General features: G+C 63.1%; 15 protein-coding genes. All 15 read left to right on the plus strand.

The window, feature by feature from the left end; translation table 11 throughout:
* Window positions 1–7: 7 nt before the first annotated feature.
* A complete protein-coding gene (locus ACSLE4_RS12205) occupies window positions 8–1,696 on the plus strand; it encodes a ribonuclease J (RefSeq protein ID WP_435904750.1) in 1,689 nt (562 codons plus the stop codon).
* A 76-nt stretch (window positions 1,697–1,772) separates the two neighbouring features.
* The gene (gene mce, locus ACSLE4_RS12210) at window positions 1,773–2,177 is read left to right on the plus strand and encodes a methylmalonyl-CoA epimerase (protein ID WP_069623956.1); all 405 of its coding nucleotides are present in this window, start codon (window positions 1,773–1,775) and stop codon (window positions 2,175–2,177) included.
* 5 nt (window positions 2,178–2,182) lie between these two features.
* Complete coding sequence (locus ACSLE4_RS12215; protein ID WP_435904712.1) at window positions 2,183–2,470, plus strand: DUF1467 family protein; 288 nt, start codon at window positions 2,183–2,185, stop codon at window positions 2,468–2,470.
* Between the two features lie 688 nt (window positions 2,471–3,158).
* Window positions 3,159–4,508: a proline--tRNA ligase gene (gene proS / locus ACSLE4_RS12220; protein ID WP_435904713.1), complete on the plus strand. Its 1,350-nt coding sequence runs from the start codon at window positions 3,159–3,161 to the stop codon at window positions 4,506–4,508.
* On the plus strand, window positions 4,505–5,770 hold the full coding sequence (locus tag ACSLE4_RS12225; RefSeq protein WP_435904714.1) for a lipoprotein-releasing ABC transporter permease subunit: 1,266 nt from the start codon (window positions 4,505–4,507) through the stop codon (window positions 5,768–5,770). The genes proS and ACSLE4_RS12225 overlap by 4 nt, the downstream gene beginning before the upstream one ends.
* Before the next feature lie 8 nt (window positions 5,771–5,778).
* Window positions 5,779–6,498 (plus strand): ABC transporter ATP-binding protein, encoded by a 720-nt coding sequence (locus ACSLE4_RS12230; protein WP_435904715.1) that lies wholly within the window; start codon window positions 5,779–5,781, stop codon window positions 6,496–6,498.
* 155 nt (window positions 6,499–6,653) lie between these two features.
* Window positions 6,654–10,121, plus strand: coding sequence for a DNA polymerase III subunit alpha (gene dnaE, locus ACSLE4_RS12235; RefSeq protein ID WP_435904716.1), 3,468 nt, complete (start codon window positions 6,654–6,656; stop codon window positions 10,119–10,121).
* A 195-nt stretch (window positions 10,122–10,316) separates the two neighbouring features.
* The gene (gene rpsB, locus ACSLE4_RS12240) at window positions 10,317–11,198 is read left to right on the plus strand and encodes a 30S ribosomal protein S2 (RefSeq protein WP_435904717.1); all 882 of its coding nucleotides are present in this window, start codon (window positions 10,317–10,319) and stop codon (window positions 11,196–11,198) included.
* 48 nt (window positions 11,199–11,246) lie between these two features.
* Window positions 11,247–12,176, plus strand: coding sequence for a translation elongation factor Ts (gene tsf / locus ACSLE4_RS12245; protein WP_435904718.1), 930 nt, complete (start codon window positions 11,247–11,249; stop codon window positions 12,174–12,176).
* A gap of 78 nt (window positions 12,177–12,254) precedes the next feature.
* On the plus strand, window positions 12,255–12,992 hold the full coding sequence (pyrH, locus tag ACSLE4_RS12250) for a UMP kinase (RefSeq protein ID WP_435904719.1): 738 nt from the start codon (window positions 12,255–12,257) through the stop codon (window positions 12,990–12,992).
* Between the two features lie 88 nt (window positions 12,993–13,080).
* On the plus strand, window positions 13,081–13,638 hold the full coding sequence (frr, locus tag ACSLE4_RS12255; protein ID WP_435904720.1) for a ribosome recycling factor: 558 nt from the start codon (window positions 13,081–13,083) through the stop codon (window positions 13,636–13,638).
* 63 nt (window positions 13,639–13,701) lie between these two features.
* Window positions 13,702–14,445, plus strand: a complete 744-nt coding sequence (locus ACSLE4_RS12260; RefSeq protein WP_435904751.1) for an isoprenyl transferase — start codon at window positions 13,702–13,704, stop codon at window positions 14,443–14,445.
* Window positions 14,442–15,302, plus strand: coding sequence for a phosphatidate cytidylyltransferase (locus ACSLE4_RS12265; protein WP_435904721.1), 861 nt, complete (start codon window positions 14,442–14,444; stop codon window positions 15,300–15,302). The genes ACSLE4_RS12260 and ACSLE4_RS12265 overlap by 4 nt, the downstream gene beginning before the upstream one ends.
* Before the next feature lie 80 nt (window positions 15,303–15,382).
* On the plus strand, window positions 15,383–16,531 hold the full coding sequence (gene dxr, locus ACSLE4_RS12270; protein ID WP_435904722.1) for a 1-deoxy-D-xylulose-5-phosphate reductoisomerase: 1,149 nt from the start codon (window positions 15,383–15,385) through the stop codon (window positions 16,529–16,531).
* Window positions 16,532–16,580: 49 nt separating this feature from the next.
* A complete protein-coding gene (rseP, locus tag ACSLE4_RS12275) occupies window positions 16,581–17,726 on the plus strand; it encodes an RIP metalloprotease RseP (RefSeq protein WP_435904723.1) in 1,146 nt (381 codons plus the stop codon).
* Window positions 17,727–17,763 lie beyond the last annotated feature (37 nt).

The raw sequence follows: 17,763 nt of genomic DNA on the forward strand, positions 1-17,763 counted from the left end.
GAGCCGAGTGTCCCCGAAATCAAATCGCGGCGGTGACGCGCTCGTCTTCGTGCCCCTTGGCGGCGTCGGCGAGATCGGCATGAATCTCTATCTCTATGGCTATGGCCGTGACGGCGCTTACACTTGGCTGATCGTCGACATGGGCGTGACCTTCGGCGGCGAGTACGAACCGGGCATCGACGTCATTTTGCCGGATATCCGGTTTCTCGAGGAAGAGCGCCACAACATCGCCGGCCTCCTTTTGACCCATGCCCATGAGGACCACTACGGCGCCATCCCCGACTTGTGGCCGCTGCTCGGCCGCGTGCCGATCTACGCCACGCCCTTCACCGCGGAGATGCTGCGCTTGAAGTTCGGCGAGATGAACATGAGCGTTGAGGATTTGCCCCTCGACGTCGTGCCCATGGGCGGACGGCGCAGCATCGGGCCTTTCGACGTGGAGCTGATCGCCATGTCGCATTCGATTCCCGAGCCGAACGCCGTCGCGATCACCACGCCGCTTGGCACGGTGCTGCACACCGGCGATTGGAAACTCGACGAGCAGCCTTTGACCAGTGCTCCGACCGACGAGACGCGCTTGCGCGAGATCGGCCGCGACGGGGTTGCCGCGTTGATCTGCGATTCGACCAATGCCATCCGCGACGGCATCTCGCCATCCGAGGCCGAGGTCGCGGTGAACCTAGAGCAGCTCATCGCGAAAGCGCCCAATTGCGTGGCGGTGACGACCTTCGCCTCCAACGTGGCGCGTCTCGGCTCCGTGGCGAAGGCCGCGCGCGCCGCTGGGCGCGAGCTCGTCATCGCCGGGCGGGCGATGTACCGCGTCATCGAGGCGGCGCAGGCGACTGGCTATCTGGATCCCGATCTTTACTTCCATCAAGAGACGGCATTCGCGCAGCTCCCCCCGAACAAGGTCGTGGCGCTATGCACCGGCAGCCAGGGCGAATCGCGCGCGGCCCTGGCGCGCATCGCCTCCGGCGAGCATCCAAGCATTTCCTTGAAGGCCGGCGACTGGGTGATCTTCTCCTCGCGCACCATTCCCGGAAACGAGAAGGCGGTCGCGCGCGTGCAGAATGCGCTGTCTGACAATGCCATCGAGATCCTCACCGATCAGGACGCGCTCGTGCACGTCTCCGGCCATCCGCGCCGTGGCGAGCTCAAGCAGCTTTACGACTGGGTGAAGCCCGACGTTGCCGTGCCGATGCACGGCGAAGGACGACACCTCGAAGCGCATGCGGAGCTCGCCGAGGATCTCGGCATCAAGCAGGTGATCCGCGCGCGCAATGGCACCATGGTCCGGCTGTTGCCGCAGCCCGCCGAGATTATCGACGACGTGCCGGTGGGGCGCCTCTATCGCGACGGCGTCATTCTGACGAGCGCCGACGACGGACAGGTTCGCGAGCGCCGCAAGCTGAGCTTCGCGGGCATCGTCTCGGTGTCGCTGATTCTCACCACCAAGGGCGAGCTGGTGGCCGATCCGGAGATCGCTCTGAACGGGCTCCCCGAGGAGGACAATCAGGGGGTACCGCTCTGGGAGATCGCGCGCGATGCAGCCATCGGCACGGTGGAGAGCATCCCCCGTCCGAGGCGCAAAGATCCTGCGCTTGTCACCGAGGCGGTGCGCCGAGGCGTGCGCGCGGCCCTCAATCAGGCCTGGGGCAAGAAGCCGGTGTGCACGGTGCTCACGACGGTGCTATAGGCCCGCAATTGACCATCGAGAACGCCACTATGCGCATGCAATCTTCCCACTATTTTTCGCGCTGGAGCAGAGTTTCATGATTGGCCGTTTGAACCATGTCGCCATTGCCGTGCCCGATCTGAAGGCCGCCACCGCGGTCTATCGCGACACCCTGGGCGCCACTGTGTCGCCGGAAGAAGAGCAGCCGGAACATGGAGTTAGCACGGTTTTTATCGAGCTGCCGAACACCAAGATCGAGCTCCTCGGCGTCCTCGGCGAAGGCTCGCCCATCGCCGCCTTCCTGGAGCGCAATCCGAACGGCGGCATCCACCATCTCTGCTACGAAGTCCCTGATATCAAAGAGGCGCGCGACCAATTGCTGAAGGAGGGCGCGCGCGTGCTGGGCAGCGGCGAGCCCAAGATCGGCGCCCACGGTAAGCCCGTTTTATTCCTGCATCCCAAGGACTTCTGCGGAACTCTGGTGGAGCTCGAGGAGGCTTAAAGACCATGAGCCTCGTCTTCGCGCTCGCCATCTATTTCATCATCTGGTGGATCGTGCTGTTCGCCATGCTGCCAATCGGCGTGCGCACGACAGAGGAAGCCGGCGAGGAAGGCTCTCCCGGGTTCGCCGAAAGCGCCCCCCACCGGCCGCGCCTTCTGCCGAAAATGCTCGCCACAACAGTCATTTCGGCGATCGTTTTCGCGGGCGTCTACGCCGTCATCGTCCACAAGGTGATCAAGCTCGACGACATTCCGTTTTTCCCGCGCTACGAAGCGGTGCAGGAAAGCCGCTAAGCCGGCACGCCGGACAGCAGTCGAAAAAAAAAGCAAGGTCTGCTCGACCTTGCTTCAGTATCCTGACTCCTTGTCTCTTCCACCAACCTGGCTCGCCGTCACGGGGAGCCGTCGAGGCCGGTCAAAAAGCGGCAGCGCCCATGCATTCGCATGATTAACGCGCCTGGAGTACTTCCTCCCAAGACTTGGACCTAGTCCAATCTCTCAACGCTTCACTCCCGAGATCGAAAGGTCCCGAACGCTCTAACGTTGTGTCGGGACACTAGCCTAGCCGCGCCAAATTGTCACCATGATTGTGACCCGTCGCCGCAGAATTATGCGTCATACTTTCCGAGAAAGAGAACGCAAGACGAAATCAGGCAGTTGTCCAGTGTCCGCGATCAGCAAATCTGCCCACGTTCCAGGCAACATTTGCGGTCGCCTCAATGAGAAGCACTAAACTGTCGCTACCCCGCGTTGTACCAGGCAATCCTTCAAGCCCTGCTGCATCGCTCCGTCCACTCACTATCCAGTCGCGCAACCCGTTGGATTCGTGAACCGGGTCGATTGCCTCCCCTTGCGATCTTGGCTATTAGCCGCTGAAGGGGGCCCGGCGAGCGGGTATTGCTGCATCTCGCCAACATGGCTCACAGCAAAACGGCAGGCGCCGCGCTAATACCTGCTGTCCAACGCCGTCAGGGCTCGCCTAATGCGCCTCAGCCGCTACTTCCTGCCACTCTTGCGCGACGATCCCAAGGAAGCGGAGATCGTCTCACACCGGCTGATGCTGCGCGCTGGCCTCATCCGGCAATCGAGCGCTGGCATCTACTCTTGGCTCCCCCTCGGACACCGGGTGCTGCGCAAGATCGAACAGATCGTGCGCAAGGAGCAGATCCGGGCCGGCGCCATCGAACTGCTCATGCCCACCATCCAGCCCGCCGAGCTGTGGCGGGAGAGCGGCCGCTACGAGGCTTATGGCAAGGAGATGCTGCGCATCGAGGACCGCCACGAGCGCGACATGCTCTACGGGCCGACCAACGAGGAGATGATCACCGAGATCTTCCGCGCAGGCGCGAAGTCCTACAAGGACGTGCCCCGCATCCTCTATCATATCCAATGGAAATTCCGCGACGAGGTCAGGCCGCGGTTCGGCGTCATGCGTGGTCGCGAGTTCCTGATGAAGGATTCGTATTCGTTCGACCTCGATAAAGAGGGCGCCGTCAAATCGTATAACAAGATGTTCGTTGCCTATTTACGCACGTTCGCCCGCATGGGACTTCGCGCGGTGCCCATGCGCGCGGAGACGGGCCCGATTGGCGGTGATCTCTCTCACGAATTTATTATTCTTGCTGAGACCGGAGAGTCCCAAGTGTACTGTCATAAGGACTTGGTGCAGATGCCGACACCGCCACGGGACGTGGACTACGAGGGTGACCTCGCGCCTTATGTCCGTCAACGCACCGAGCTGTACGCCGCCACCGACGACGTGCACGATGCCGAGCGTTTCGACAGCGAAGTGCCCTCCGACATGCAGCTTTCGGCGCGCGGCATCGAGGTGGGACAAGTCTTCTATTTTGGCACGAAATACTCCGAGGCCATGGGCGCCAAGGTGCAAGGCCCAGACGGCGGGCTCGTCCCAGTGGAAATGGGGTCCTATGGTATCGGCGTGTCCAGGCTCGCCGGCGCCATCATCGAAGCTTCGCATGACGATGCGGGCATCATCTGGCCCCAAGCCGTAGCGCCGTTCGATGTCGGGCTGATCAACCTGAAAGTGGGCGACGCCGAGAACGATGTCGCATGCGAGGATTTCTACGCACAGCTGCAAGCGGCGGGATTCGATGTCCTCTATGACGACCGCGACGACAGGGCAGGGGCCAAATTCGCCGCCATGGATCTCATTGGTCTCCCTTGGCAGCTGATCGTCGGGCCCAAGAGCCTGAAGGCCGGCGAGGTCGAGTTGAAAGAGCGCGCCACGGGCGCCCGCCATAGTCTTACCTTCGAGGCCGCGTTGACTAAGTTGGTTGAGGCGGCGGAAGAGGCGCGAAAGGAAGGCGCATGAGTTCGGCCACGAGCACGCGGGCATTCGCGCCTTTCGAATGGATGGTGGCGCTGCGTTACTTGCGCGCACGCCGCAAGGAAGGCTTCATCTCGGTGATCGCCGGATTTTCCTTCATCGGCATCATGCTTGGCGTCGCCACACTGATCATCGTCATGGCGGTGATGAACGGCTTCCGCCAGGAGCTGTTCGACAAGATGCTGGGCCTGAACGGCCACGTCGTGGTGCACAGCCTCGGCGAGTTCACGGATTATGACGAGGTCGCCAACCGGGTCCGCAAGGTCGAGGGCGTGAAATACGCCTTGCCCTTGGTCGAAGGTCAGGTGCTGATCTCCACGCCCTATACATCGAGCGGCGCGCTGGTGCGCGGCTTGCGCGAGGCCGACCTCAAGAGTCTCAAGTCGATCTCCAGCAATATCCGCTTCGGCACGCTGGACGGCTTCGACGACAACCCAGGCTTGGCGCTCGGCAGCCGCATGGCGAATTCCCTCAACGTCAAGGTCGGGGACGAGGTCTCGATCCTGACACCCCGCGGGCCATCCACGGCGCTCGGCACGGCGCCGCGCGTGAAGCGCTATCCCGTGGCGGCGATCTTCGAGATTGGCATGTCGGAATACGATGCGAGCATTCTGTTCATGCCGCTGAAGGAGGCGCAGCGCTATTTCAGCCAGCCCGATAAGGTGACCGTGCTCGAAGTGGTTCTCGATTCGCCCGACGAAGTCGCCGATCTCGCGCCGAAAATCATCACCGCCGGCGGCCCGACAATCTATGTCAGCGATTGGCGGCAGAGGAACGCGACCTTCTTTACCGCGCTTCAAGTGGAGCGCAACGTCATGTTCTTGATCTTGGCGCTGATCGTGCTCGTAGCCGCGCTGAATATCATCTCGGGCCTCATTATGCTGGTAAAGGACAAGGGCCGCGACATCGCCATTCTGCGCACCATTGGCGCGACCCGAGGGGCGGTGATGCGCATCTTCTTCATCGCCGGCGCGAGCATCGGCGTTGTCGGCACCGTTGCCGGCTTCGCTCTGGGCGTGCTCGTCTGCCTCAACATCGACCGCATCCGCGGGGTCATCGCCTGGCTGACCGACACCGAACTCTTCCCGGCCGAACTCTACTATCTGTCGCAGCTGCCGGCCGATATGGACTCCGGCGAGACCGGCACCGTCGTTATCATGGCGCTCGTGCTCTCCGTGCTCGCCACCGTCTATCCGTCCTGGCGGGCTTCGCGTCTCGATCCCGTTGAAGCGCTGCGCTACGAATAGGGGGCACGGTGGATAATCCCGAGAGAACAGCGGCTCTGCGGCTCGAGCACCTGGATCGCGGCTTCACGCAAGGCGACCGCCGCATCGACGTGCTCAAGCAAGCCTCCGCCACGTTCTACCCAGGCGAGACCGTTGCGCTTCTCGGCCCGTCCGGCGCCGGCAAGTCGACCTTACTGCACATCGCCGGTCTCCTCGAAAAGCCGGACTCAGGCAGCGTCATTCTCAACGGCGTCGATTGCAACACCCTCAACGATAATGAACGCACCCGGGTCCGCCGCATGGAGGTGGGATTCGTCTATCAGTTCCACCATCTCTTGCCGGAGTTCTCGGCGCTCGAGAACGTCATGCTACCGCAGCTCATCTTTGGGCTCACCAAGGCCGACGCGCAGGCCCGCGCCAAGGACCTCTTGGTGACGCTTGGTCTCAAGGAACGCTGGGACCATCGGCCCGCGGAACTTTCCGGCGGCGAGCAGCAACGCGTGGCGATTGCCCGCGCCGTCGCCAACCAGCCCAAGATCCTGCTGGCGGACGAGCCCACGGGCAATCTCGATCCCAACACAGCGGAGCGTGTCTTCGACGAGCTTATGCAACTCGTGAACGAGGAGGGCGTGGCGGCGGTGATCGCCACCCACAATCTCGAACTCGCGGCCCGTATGGACCGCACGTTGCGTCTGGCGGACGGCCACCTCGTCGAGGAAGAGGTTGTCGTGGTCGAAGTCGACCGCTAGGGCTTGACCCCAAAAGAACAATAGAAGAACATTGGACGCTGGCTTTTCAGACCGGTGGGCCGTGAATCGCCGGGATATCTTCGAGATCGCCGTCGATGTTGCCGCGCGAATCCGAAAGGGTGAAAGCCCAAAGGCAGAACCCGAAAGAAGGAACCGTGAGCGAGCGATCCCAACCCTTCGTGCATCTTCGCGTGCGCTCAGCCTATTCGCTGCTCGAAGGGGCCCTCACCATCCCCCGCCTGGTGCAACTCGCGAAGGCCGACGAAGCGCCAGCCCTGGCGCTGACGGACTCGAACAATCTCTTCGGCGCGCTTGAGTTTTCCGAAGCCATGGCTGGCGCTGGCATCCAGCCCATTGTTGGCTGCACCCTGGCGCTCACCTTCGAGGCGCGACGCGAGCCGACGCCGGGCGCGGACCTGCGCGGCCCGAAGTCGGACGGCCCCCTAGCGCTCCTTGCCAAGGACGAGACCGGCTACGCCAACCTCATGCGCCTGTCGACTAGCGCCTATTTCATGGCCGCCGAGACAGGCGAGGCGCTTGTGACCATCGATGAGCTTGCCGCCCATGCCGCCGGCCTGATCGCGCTCACTGGCGGGCCGGAGGGGGTCATTGACGTTGCGCTCGCCAACGGCAATCCGGACCTGGCTCGCAGTCGTTTGGAAGCCCTGCAAACGCTGTTCGGCGACCGGCTCTACGTGGAACTCCAACGCCATGGCCTACGGCACGAGAGGACTGTTGAATCCCAATTGGTGCAGCTCGCATACGATCTCGCACTCCCCCTGGTCGCCACCAACGAACCCTTCTTTGCCACCCAAGACGATTTCGAAGCCCATGACGCCCTGATCTGCATCGCGCAAGGAAGCTATGTCGCCGTGGATGAGCGACGTCGCTTGAGCCCGGAGCATTACTTCAAGACGGCCGAGGAGATGCGCGAACTCTTCGCCGATCTGCCCGAAGCGATCGAGAACACGGTCGAGATTGCCCAACGCTGCGCCTACAGGCCCACGCAGCACGACCCGATCCTGCCGGCCTTCCTGTCCGGCGAGAAAGCGACGAGCGTCCTTGCCGAGACCGAAGCCGCGGAACTGAGGCGGCAGGCCGAAGCAGGACTCCAAGTCCGTATCGCCCAGCACGGCACCGCGCCCGGTCATGACGAGGCGTCCTATAGGGAGCGTCTCGTCTTTGAGCTCGATGTCATCACCGGCATGAACTATCAGGGCTACTTTTTGATCGTGGCGGACTTCATCAAGTGGACCAAAGGGCAGGGCATCCCTGTGGGCCCCGGCCGCGGTTCCGGAGCGGGCTCGCTCGTGGCTTACGCGCTGACCATCACCGATCTCGATCCCATTCGCTTCGGGTTGCTGTTCGAACGCTTCTTGAATCCCGAACGTGTGTCCATGCCGGACTTCGACATCGACTTCTGCCAGGACCGGCGCGATGAGGTGATCGCCTATGTGCGCGAACGTTACGGCGCCGATCGCGTGGCACACATCATCACCTTCGGTAAGCTTCAGGCACGTGCCGTGCTGCGCGACGTCGGGCGCGTACTGCAAATGCCTTATGGCCAGGTGGATCGCCTGTGCAAGCTCGTACCCATGAACCCGGCGAACCCGGTGACGCTGCCGCAGGCCATCGCCGGCGAGCCGCGTCTTCAAGAAGAAAGAGAGAAAGATCCTATCGTCGCCAAGCTGCTCGATATCGGGCAGCGGCTGGAAGGGCTCTATCGTCACGCCTCGACCCATGCGGCGGGCGTCGTGATCGCCGATCGGCCCTTGATCGATCTCGTCCCGCTCTATCGGGACTCGCGCGCCCAGCTCCCCGCCACCCAATTCAATATGAAGTGGGCCGAAGCGGCAGGTCTCGTGAAGTTCGATTTTCTCGGCCTCAAGACGCTGACGGTCATCGACACGGCGCGGAAACTTATTGCACGCAACGGTCCCGACATCGACCCAGCCAAAATCCCGCTCGACGATGGGGCGTCCTACGACCTTATGCAGCGCGGCGACACCGTCGGCGTGTTCCAGCTCGAAGGGCAGGGCATGCGCGATGCCTTGCGCAAGCTGAAGCCCGACCGCTTCGAGGACATCATCGCCATCGTGGCGCTGTATCGGCCGGGCCCGATGGACAACATCGACACTTATGTGAACCGCAAGCATGGACGCGAAGAGATCGAGAGTCTCCATCCCACGATCGAACCGATCCTGGCGGAAACCTACGGCGTGATCATCTACCAGGAGCAGGTGATGCAGATCGCGCAAGTGCTGTCCGGCTACTCGCTGGGCGAGGCCGACCTGCTGCGCCGCGCCATGGGCAAGAAGATCAAGGCGGAGATGAACAAGCAGCGGAAGCGCTTCGTCGACGGCGCCGTTCGCAACGGTGTCGACAAAGGCCGAGCCGAATACATTTTCGAGCTGGTGGCGAAGTTCGCGGGCTACGGCTTCAACAAATCCCACGCCGCCGCTTACGCACTGATCGCCTACCAGACCGCCTATCTCAAGGCCAACTATCCGACCGAGTTCGTCGCCGCCTCCATGACGCTAGACATGGGCAATGCCGACAAGCTCAGCAGCTTCGCGCAAGAGGCCCGCCGGCTGGGCATTCGTCTCGAGCCGCCCTCCGTCAATCTGTCCGAGGTGGGATTCGTTCCCAACGATGGCGCCATTCGCTATTCGCTTGCAGCGCTCAAGAACGTCGGGCGTCAGGCGGTCGAGTTCCTCTGCGAGGAGCGCGCCGAGAACGGCCCCTTCAAGGACGTGTCCGACTTCGCCCGGCGCCTCAATCCGCGCCTCGTCAACAAGCGCGCCCTAGAGACGCTCGCCGCCGCCGGCGCCTTCGACGATCTTGGCATCGAGCGCGCTGTGGCGTTCGCCAATGTGGATCTCATGGTTGCCACGGGCAACCGCGCCCTGGAGACCAGCGCCGAAGGGCAGGAAGATCTGTTCTCGGGCGCCCGACATGCACCCCCCGCCATCGAGCTGCGCGCCGCCAAGCCCTGGGTGCCGACCGACAAACTCTCCAAAGAATTCGACGCGGTCGGCTTCTTCCTCACCGGCCATCCGCTCGATGACTACAAGGAGGTCCTGGACAGCCTCGGGGCCGAAACATGGGCGGAATTCGCCTCTAAGGCTAGAACCCGCCGCGTGGTGGGCACGCTGGCTGGCACCGTCCTGTCCGCGCGGGAGCGCCAGGGCAAGAGCGGCAATCCTTACGCCTTCGTGGCCTTCTCGGACGCCACGGGCCAATTCGAGGCGGTCATCTTCTCCGAGGCACTGCTCGCCGCCCGGCCGCTGCTTGAGGCCGGCACGGCAGTTGTGCTGGAGGCCGAGGCCGAGGCCGACGGCGAGACCGTGCGGGTGCGGGTGCAGAGTCTCTCCTCGCTGGACAGAGCCGCGGAGGGCCGCTCCGCCGGCATGAAGGTCTATGTCGAGGACCCCCGCGCCTTGGGCGCGCTCGCCGAGCATGTGGGCGGCAAAGGGGGCGAGGGCCAATTCCGCCTCGTGCTGCGCTTGCAAGAGCTCGACAAGGAGGTCGAGTTCGACCTGCCGCGGGGTATCGACACCACGCCGCGTCAGCGCAGCGAACTAAAGCTCGTCGAAGGCGTCGGCTCCATCAGCGCACTCTAGCCCGGCCCGCGGCACTTTTTCGGGCTTTTCTGCGCTTGCCAAGGGGATGCCTCACCCCTATAACCCGCAGCATCTCACACGCGGGGATCAAGCGTCACAAAGGTCTTCTAGCCTTTGCGCTCGCTCCGGTGATCGGCTCTTGGCCGGTCTCTTCGCCCCGCGGCGGCAAAACCGGAAAAAGGAGTTAGCAGTCCAATGGCACTGCCCGATATCACTATGCGCCAGCTCCTCGAGGCTGGTGTGCATTTTGGTCACCAGACCCATCGCTGGAACCCGAAAATGGCGCCGTTCATCTACGGCTCCCGCAACAACATCCACATCATCGACCTGACCCAAACGGTGCCTTTGCTGCATCAGGCGCTCGTTACCGTGTCGGATGTTGTGGCCAAAGGCGGCCGCGTGCTCTTTGTTGGCACCAAGCGCCAGGCTTCCGAGGCGATCGCCGACGCGGCCCGGTCCTCGGCCCAATACTTCATCAATCACCGCTGGCTCGGCGGCACGTTGACCAATTGGCGGACCATTTCCAACTCCATCAAGCGGCTGAAGTCGCTGGAAGAGCTTTTCGAAGGGGACCATCACGGTCTCACCAAGAAGGAGTTGCTCCAGCTCACCCGCGAGAAGGACAAGCTCGAGCGGTCGCTTGGCGGCATCAAGGATATGGGTGCGCCGCCGGACCTCATGTTCGTGATCGACACCAACAAGGAATCGATCGCTATTGCCGAAGCTCGCAAACTCGGCATGCCTGTGGTCGCCATCGTTGATTCCAACAGCGATCCGGACGGCATCAGCCATCCCATTCCAGGTAATGACGATGCGGGCCGCGCCATCACTCTTTACACCGATCTCATCGCCCGCGCGGCGATTGACGGGATCGAGCGGGCACAAGGCTCCGCCGGCATGGATGTCGGCGCGGCCGAACAGCCCCTGAGCGAGCCAAGCCTCGAGGGTGGCCAAGAAGCACCGGAAGCAAAGGACGCTCCGGCCAAGAAGCCCGCGAAGGCGAAGGCCGCCGCCAAGGAGACCGAGAGCAAGGCGGAGGCCGAGTCCCCCGAGGCCGGGACCAAAGAAACCGCGTAAACGAGACGCCGCGTCGGCCAAGGCGCGGGCGCAACCGAAGAGGATCGTATGCCGACGATAACTGCAGCCATGGTCAAGGAGCTCCGCGACAAGACCGGCGCGGGCATGATGGATTGTAAAGCCGCGCTCAACGAGACCGACGGCGACATGGAAGCTGCGGTCGATTGGCTGCGCGCCAAGGGGCTCTCCAAGGCAGCCAAGAAGGCCGGCCGCGTCGCCGCCGAGGGCCTTATCGGCTTGTCGGCGGACGACAAGGAAGCCGCGCTGGTCGAGGTGAACTCCGAGACCGATTTCGTCGCCCGCAATCCCACCTTCCAGGACATGGTCGGCCAGATCGCCGCGGCTGCTCTCAAATCGCAAGGCGACCTGGAAAAGCTCGGCGCCGCGACCTACGGCTCGACGAAGGCCACAGTCGCCGACACGCTGAAGGAGATGATCGGTTCGATCGGCGAGAACATGACGCTCCGCCGCACGGCCCATCTCGCCGCCGACAAGGGTGTGGTGGCCAGCTACATGCACAATCAGGCCACGCCGGGCCTCGGCAAGATCGGTGTCATCGTCGCCCTCGAGTCCACGGGCGACGCCGACGCCCTGACTGCCTTCGGCAAGCAAGTCGCCATGCACATTGCCGCGGCCAACCCGCAATCCGTGGACACCGACAGCTTGGACCAGGAGCTCGTCGAGCGGGAGCGCGCCGTGCTGACCGAGCAAGCCAAGGAATCCGGCAAGCCTGACGACGTCATCGCCAAGATGGTCGAGGGACGCCTGCGGAAGTTTTACGAGGAGGTAGTGTTGCTCCAGCAGCCCTTTGTCCACGATCCCGACAACACGGTGGCGAAGGCTATGGACGCCGCCGGCAAAGACGCCGGTGCGCCGATTCAGATCACCGGCTTTTACCGTTTTGCCCTCGGCGAGGGCATCGACAAGGGCGAGAGTGATTTCGCCGCCGAGGTTGCCGCCGCAGCCTCAGGCTCCTAGGGTCGCCGCGGCGGCCCGCATGGAGTCGCCGGCACCCCTGGGCTCGAGGATGTTGCCTCGCCGCCGGAGTTTGCGCTGATGGTCAATCCGCCGACGACCGCGAAACTTCGTTACGGGCGCGTTCTCGTTAAGCTCTCCGGCGAGGCGCTCGCCGGGGATAAGGGCTACGGCATCGATCTCGACGTCATTGAACCGATCGCCAAGGACATCGCCGCAGCGGCGGATATGGGCGTCGAAATCTGCCTCGTCGTCGGCGGCGGCAATATCTATCGCGGCCTGATGGCGGCGGAAGGTGGAATGGACCGCGCCCGAGCCGACTATATGGGCATGCTCGCCACGGTGATGAATGCACTCGCGCTTCAGACCGCCATCGAACGCGCTGGCCCAACGGCCCGGGTCCTTTCGGCTATCCCCATGCCGACCGTCTGCGAGCCCTATATCCGCGACAAAGCATTGGACCATTTGGCGAAAGGCCGGGTGGCGATCTTCGCCGGCGGCACCGGCAATCCGTTCTTCACCACCGATACGGCCGCCGCGCTGCGTGCCGCGGAGATGGAATGCCAAGCCTTGTACAAGGCGACGCAGGTCGACGGCGTCTACAGCGCCGACCCTAAGAAGGTACCCGACGCCAAGCGTTATGACCGGCTCAGCTACGCTGAGGTGCTCAAGCAGGATCTGAAGATCATGGACGGCGCGGCGATCGCGCTTGCCCGGGACAACCGGATTCCGATAATTGTGTTTTCCATCAAGAGCCAAGGGAGTTTGGCTCTTGAGTTGCAAGGGCAGGGCGCCTCGACCACCATAGACGGTGGATAAGCCCACTGGGGAACGCTTGGAAACGCCAACAGAGCACGCCACGCCTGGCACATGAGCGCCTGGCAAAACGGCGAGCGGGGAAGGCAAGATGTCTGACTTCGACTTGGATGAGATCGAACGGCGTATGCATGGTGCGCACACCGTACTCAAACAGGAATTCAGCGGCCTCCGCACCGGCCGCGCCAGCGCCAGTCTGCTGGATCCCATCATGGTTACGGCCTACGGCAACCCGATGCCGCTCAATCAGGTGGCGACCGTCAACGTGCCGGAGCCACGCATGATCACGGTTCAGGTCTGGGACAAGAGCCAAGTAAACGCCGTCGAGAAGGCTATCCGTGAATCGGATCTCGGCCTCAATCCCGTTACGGAGGGGCAGCTCCTGCGCCTACCGATCCCCGAGCTCAACGAGGAGCGGCGCCAAGAGCTGGCCAAGGTCGCCCACAAATATGCCGAGCAGGCTCGGGTGGCCGTACGGAACGTCCGCCGGGACGGCATGGAGCACCTGAAGAAGGCCGAGAAAGACGGCGATATGGGCAAGGACGAGCACCATTCGCTGGCAACGAAGGTGCAGGATTTGACCGATAAGGTCATCAAGGAGATCGACGAGTCCCTTGCCACCAAGGAAGCGGAGATCATACAGGTCTAACCTGCACCGAAGCGTAATTTCGCTTTTGGGTTTGCTGCGGAGACGCCGACTGTGACGCTCGCGATGGACAACAAGTGGGGCGATGCCGACAGACCGGCCGCTCATCATGTCGCCATCATCATGGACGGCAACGGCCGCTGGGCAGCCGAGCGGGGGCTGCCGCGCGTCGAAGGCCACCGGCAAGGCGTCGAGACGGTGCGGCGCATCGTCGAGGCGTCCATGGAGCTCGGCATCACCCATCTCACCCTGTTCAGCTTCTCCTCGGAGAACTGGTCGCGCCCCGAACAGGAGATCTACGATCTGTTCGGACTGCTGCGGCGCTTCGTACGGCGCGATCTCGCCGAGCTTCACAAGAACGGGGTGAAGATCCGTGTCGTCGGATCGCGCAACGGTTTGGAGGACGACATCCTGCGCATGCTCGACGACGCCGTCGAGCTCACCAAGAACAACACCGCGCTCAACCTGACCATTGCCTTCAATTATGGGGGACGCGACGAGATTGCCCGCGCCGCGCAGCGCATCGCCGAAGACGCGAAGCAAGGCGTCTTGGCGCCCAAAGACGTAACCCAGGATCGCTTCGCTTCCTACCTCGATACGGCCGGGCTGCCCGACCCCGACCTTCTGATCCGCACCTCCGGCGAGCTGCGCCTGTCCAACTTCTTGCTGTGGCAGTTGGCCTATGCCGAGTTCGTCTTCGTTGACGTCTATTGGCCCGAGTTCACCAAGGAGCTCTTCGAGGCCGCCATCTCCGAATATCAGCGGCGGAACCGCCGCTTCGGCGGCCGGTCGGCGAGATCGACCGCGTGACGTCCGCGGCGCCGTCCGGCGACAACCAGCCAAGCACAGAGTGCCGTCCGGGGTCCGAACTCTTACGACGGCTGGCTTCGGCTTTCGTCCTCGCCGCGATAGCACTCGCGGCCGTGCTCGTAAGCCCGTGGAGCTTTCTCGCCCTGGTGATCGTGGCGGCGGGGCTACTGCTGTGGGAATGGGGTAGCGCCACCCGTGGCAACGGCTTCGACGGCACCTCCCTGATCCAGGCAGTCAGCGTTACTGCGCTCACCGTCTTCATCGCGCTCGGCCGCTTCGACCTCGGCTTTTTCATTCTCGGCGCGACCGCAGTGGTCGTCGCTTACTCCGCACCCGACCGGGTTCGCGCGTTGTGGGCCGTGGCCGGGCTCGCCTATGTCGCGTTTCCCGCTGCCGCGTTGATCTGGCTGCGTAGCGATCCGCAATTTGGGCTTGACGCCATCCTCTTCCTGCTCGCCGTGGCGTGGACTACGGACACCGCCTCCTATATCGGGGGCAGGGGCCTCGGCGGCCCGAAGCTCGCGCCAATCATTTCACCGAAAAAGACCTGGAGCGGCTTCCTGGTCGGCATCCTGACGCCGGCCATTGTGGGCTATGGTTTCGCGGCCTATCTGGGGGGAACGTCTCCCTGGATCCTGGCACTCGTCGCCATAGGCCTTGCGCTCGCCTGCCAGATGGGGGACTTGCTTGAGAGTGCGGTGAAACGGCATTTCGGCATCAAGGATATGAGCCAGCTCATTCCAGGCCATGGCGGCCTTTTCGATCGCATCGATAGCCTTCTCTTGGCCGCCGTGTTAGCGGGCCTCATCGCCTTGCGCGATCTGGCGGCGCCAGGCGCCGGCCTTCTCATCTGGTAGAGGCGGATCCGCTGTTTCCCCTTCGCACATTACCGGACACCGAGCCGCCACCCTCCACCAAGCGGCCAAAACGGATCACCGTGCTCGGCGCCACGGGTTCGATCGGTGAGAGCACGCTCGATCTCGTCGGCCGCGACCCGGAAGCCTATGAGGTCGTGGCGCTGACAGGCTGCAAGAACGGAACCCGGCTTGCGGAGCTTGCCATTCAACATCGGGCCAAGCTCGCCGTGGTGGCCGATCCAGACAGCTACAAGGATCTCACCTCGGCGCTTGCTGGGACGGGCATCGAGGCAGCCGCAGGGCAGAAGGCGTTACTCGACGCAGCAAGCCGTCCGGCCGATTGGATCATGGCGGCTATCGTCGGCGCCGCAGGTTTAAAACCAACCTTGCGCGCCGTGCGCCAAGGGACGGCGACAGCGCTCGCCAACAAAGAGTGCCTCGTCTCCGCGGGCAGCATCTTCATGGCCGAGGTCGCGCGCCACGGCACGACACTGCTGCCGGTGGATTCGGAACATTCGGCTGCGCTTCAAGCCATGACCGGAACGGAGCCGGAGCGCATCGAGCGTGTCTGTCTGACGGCTTCCGGCGGACCCTTCCGCACCTGGAGCCTGGAACAGATGGCCGCGGCCGACCCCGAACAGGCCCTGAAACATCCGAACTGGTCCATGGGGGCGAAAGTCACCATCGACTCCGCCACGCTCATGAATAAGGGGCTGGAGCTCCTTGAGGCGCATCATCTCTTCGCGCTGCCCCCCGAAAAGCTCGACGTGCTGGTTCACCCGCAGTCGATCGTGCATTGCCTCGTGCAAATGAGCGACGGCGCGGTGCTGGCCCAGCTGAGCTGCCCCGACATGCGGACACCCATTGCCTACAGCCTGGCCTGGCCCGAGCGTATGCATGTGCCCAATGATCGGCTCGACCTGGCGGAGATCGGCTCGCTCACTTTCGAGGCGCCGGACCCCGAACGTTTCCCCGCCTTGCGTCTCGCCAAGGAAGCGTTAGCCGCGGGCGGCAGTGCCGGGACTGTCCTCAACGCAGCCAATGAAGTCGCGGTCGCCGCCTTCCTCGAAAAGCGCCTCGGCTTTCTCGCCATCGCCGGACTGGTCGAATCCACGCTCGCCGCCTGTGCCGATTTGATCTGCCTCGAGCCGCGCACCGCTGACGATGTGCTCGAGATCGACAAAGAGACGCGGCGACGCGCACGGGGCTGGCTTCCCCGGTTTGCATGAGCCCCGATCCCGGGCTAAGAACGGTCAGAATCAATAGGTAACCTCGCTTATGGACACGATAAATCTGCTTTCCGGCTTCGGCGCCGCCATCCTCAGCTATCTCATCCCCTTCCTATTCGTCCTGACAGTCGTGGTCTTTATCCACGAGCTCGGGCACTTCTTGGTGGCGCGCTGGTGCGGGGTTGCGGTCAAGGTCTTCTCCATCGGTTTCGGGCCCGAGATCTTCGGCTTCTACGACCGGCACGGCACGCGCTGGCGCGTGTCCTGGATCCCCCTTGGCGGCTACGTGAAGTTCATCGACGACGAGAACGTCGCCAGCGCCTCGGGCCGCAAAGCCTTCGAGGCCTTGCCCGAGGAGGAGCGCAAGCGGAGCTTCCAGGGCAAGTCGCTGGCCCAACGCGCGGCCATCGTTGCGGCCGGCCCAATCGCAAATTTCGTTCTCGCGATCATTATCTTTGCCGCGATTTTCAGCGTCTTCGGTGAGCGCGTCACCGCCGCCAAGGTCGACGCCGTGGCCCCGGGCAGCGCCGCCGAGCGGGCCGGGTTCGAACCCGGCGACCGGATCGTCAGCATCGACGGCTCGGAGATCGGCAGCTTTTCCGACATGCAGCGTATCGTGGCGACCAGTCCCGACCGGGAGTTGCATTTCGTGGTCGATCGCGGCGGTGCGAATTTGGATCTCACAGCGACGCCTGAGCGCAAGGAGATCACCGACCGGTTCGGCAACACCATGCGAATCGGTCTGCTCGGCATTCAGCGCAGCGCCTCACCAGACGATTGGACGCTGGAGCGCCACGATCCTGCCACCGCCTTAGTCATGGGCGTGAAGGAGAGCTATTTCGTTGTCTCCCGCTCCCTGGCCTATCTCTACGATGTGGTCACAGGGCGCGAGGATGCCGACCAACTAGGCGGTCCGCTGCGCATCGCGCAAGTATCGGGGCAGGTGGCAACGGCAGGGTTTGTTGCCCTTCTCAACCTCGCTGCCATTATTTCCGTCAGTATTGGGCTAATAAATCTATTCCCAATACCTATGCTGGATGGCGGTCATCTTTTGTTCTACGGCATCGAGGCAATAAGAGGCCGGCCGCTGAGCGAATCCACTCAAGAAATCGGATTCCGCATTGGCCTCGCCTTCGTGCTCATGCTAATGATCTTCGCGACCTGGAACGATCTGATTCACTTGAAGTTTCTGTGATCGGAGGTTGTAGGGGCACAAGCTTAGCGGGGGCCGC

Source organism: Methyloceanibacter sp., from assembly GCF_051306395.1.
GTDB lineage: Bacteria > Pseudomonadota > Alphaproteobacteria > Rhizobiales > Methyloligellaceae > Methyloceanibacter.

Excerpts from the sequence above, each read along its gene's own strand:
- mce (WP_069623956.1), top strand. The coding sequence starts at position 1,773 with ATGATTGGCCGTTTGAACCATGTCGCCATTGCCGTGCCCGATCTGAAG.
- ACSLE4_RS12215 (WP_435904712.1), top strand. The coding sequence starts at position 2,183 with ATGAGCCTCGTCTTCGCGCTCGCCATCTATTTCATCATCTGGTGGATC.
- proS (WP_435904713.1), top strand. The coding sequence starts at position 3,159 with ATGCGCCTCAGCCGCTACTTCCTGCCACTCTTGCGCGACGATCCCAAG.
- ACSLE4_RS12225 (WP_435904714.1), top strand. The coding sequence starts at position 4,505 with ATGAGTTCGGCCACGAGCACGCGGGCATTCGCGCCTTTCGAATGGATG.
- rpsB (WP_435904717.1), top strand. The coding sequence starts at position 10,317 with ATGGCACTGCCCGATATCACTATGCGCCAGCTCCTCGAGGCTGGTGTG.
- tsf (WP_435904718.1), top strand. The coding sequence starts at position 11,247 with ATGCCGACGATAACTGCAGCCATGGTCAAGGAGCTCCGCGACAAGACC.
- pyrH (WP_435904719.1), top strand. The coding sequence starts at position 12,255 with ATGGTCAATCCGCCGACGACCGCGAAACTTCGTTACGGGCGCGTTCTC.
- frr (WP_435904720.1), top strand. The coding sequence starts at position 13,081 with ATGTCTGACTTCGACTTGGATGAGATCGAACGGCGTATGCATGGTGCG.
- ACSLE4_RS12260 (WP_435904751.1), top strand. The coding sequence starts at position 13,702 with ATGGACAACAAGTGGGGCGATGCCGACAGACCGGCCGCTCATCATGTC.
- rseP (WP_435904723.1), top strand. The coding sequence starts at position 16,581 with ATGGACACGATAAATCTGCTTTCCGGCTTCGGCGCCGCCATCCTCAGC.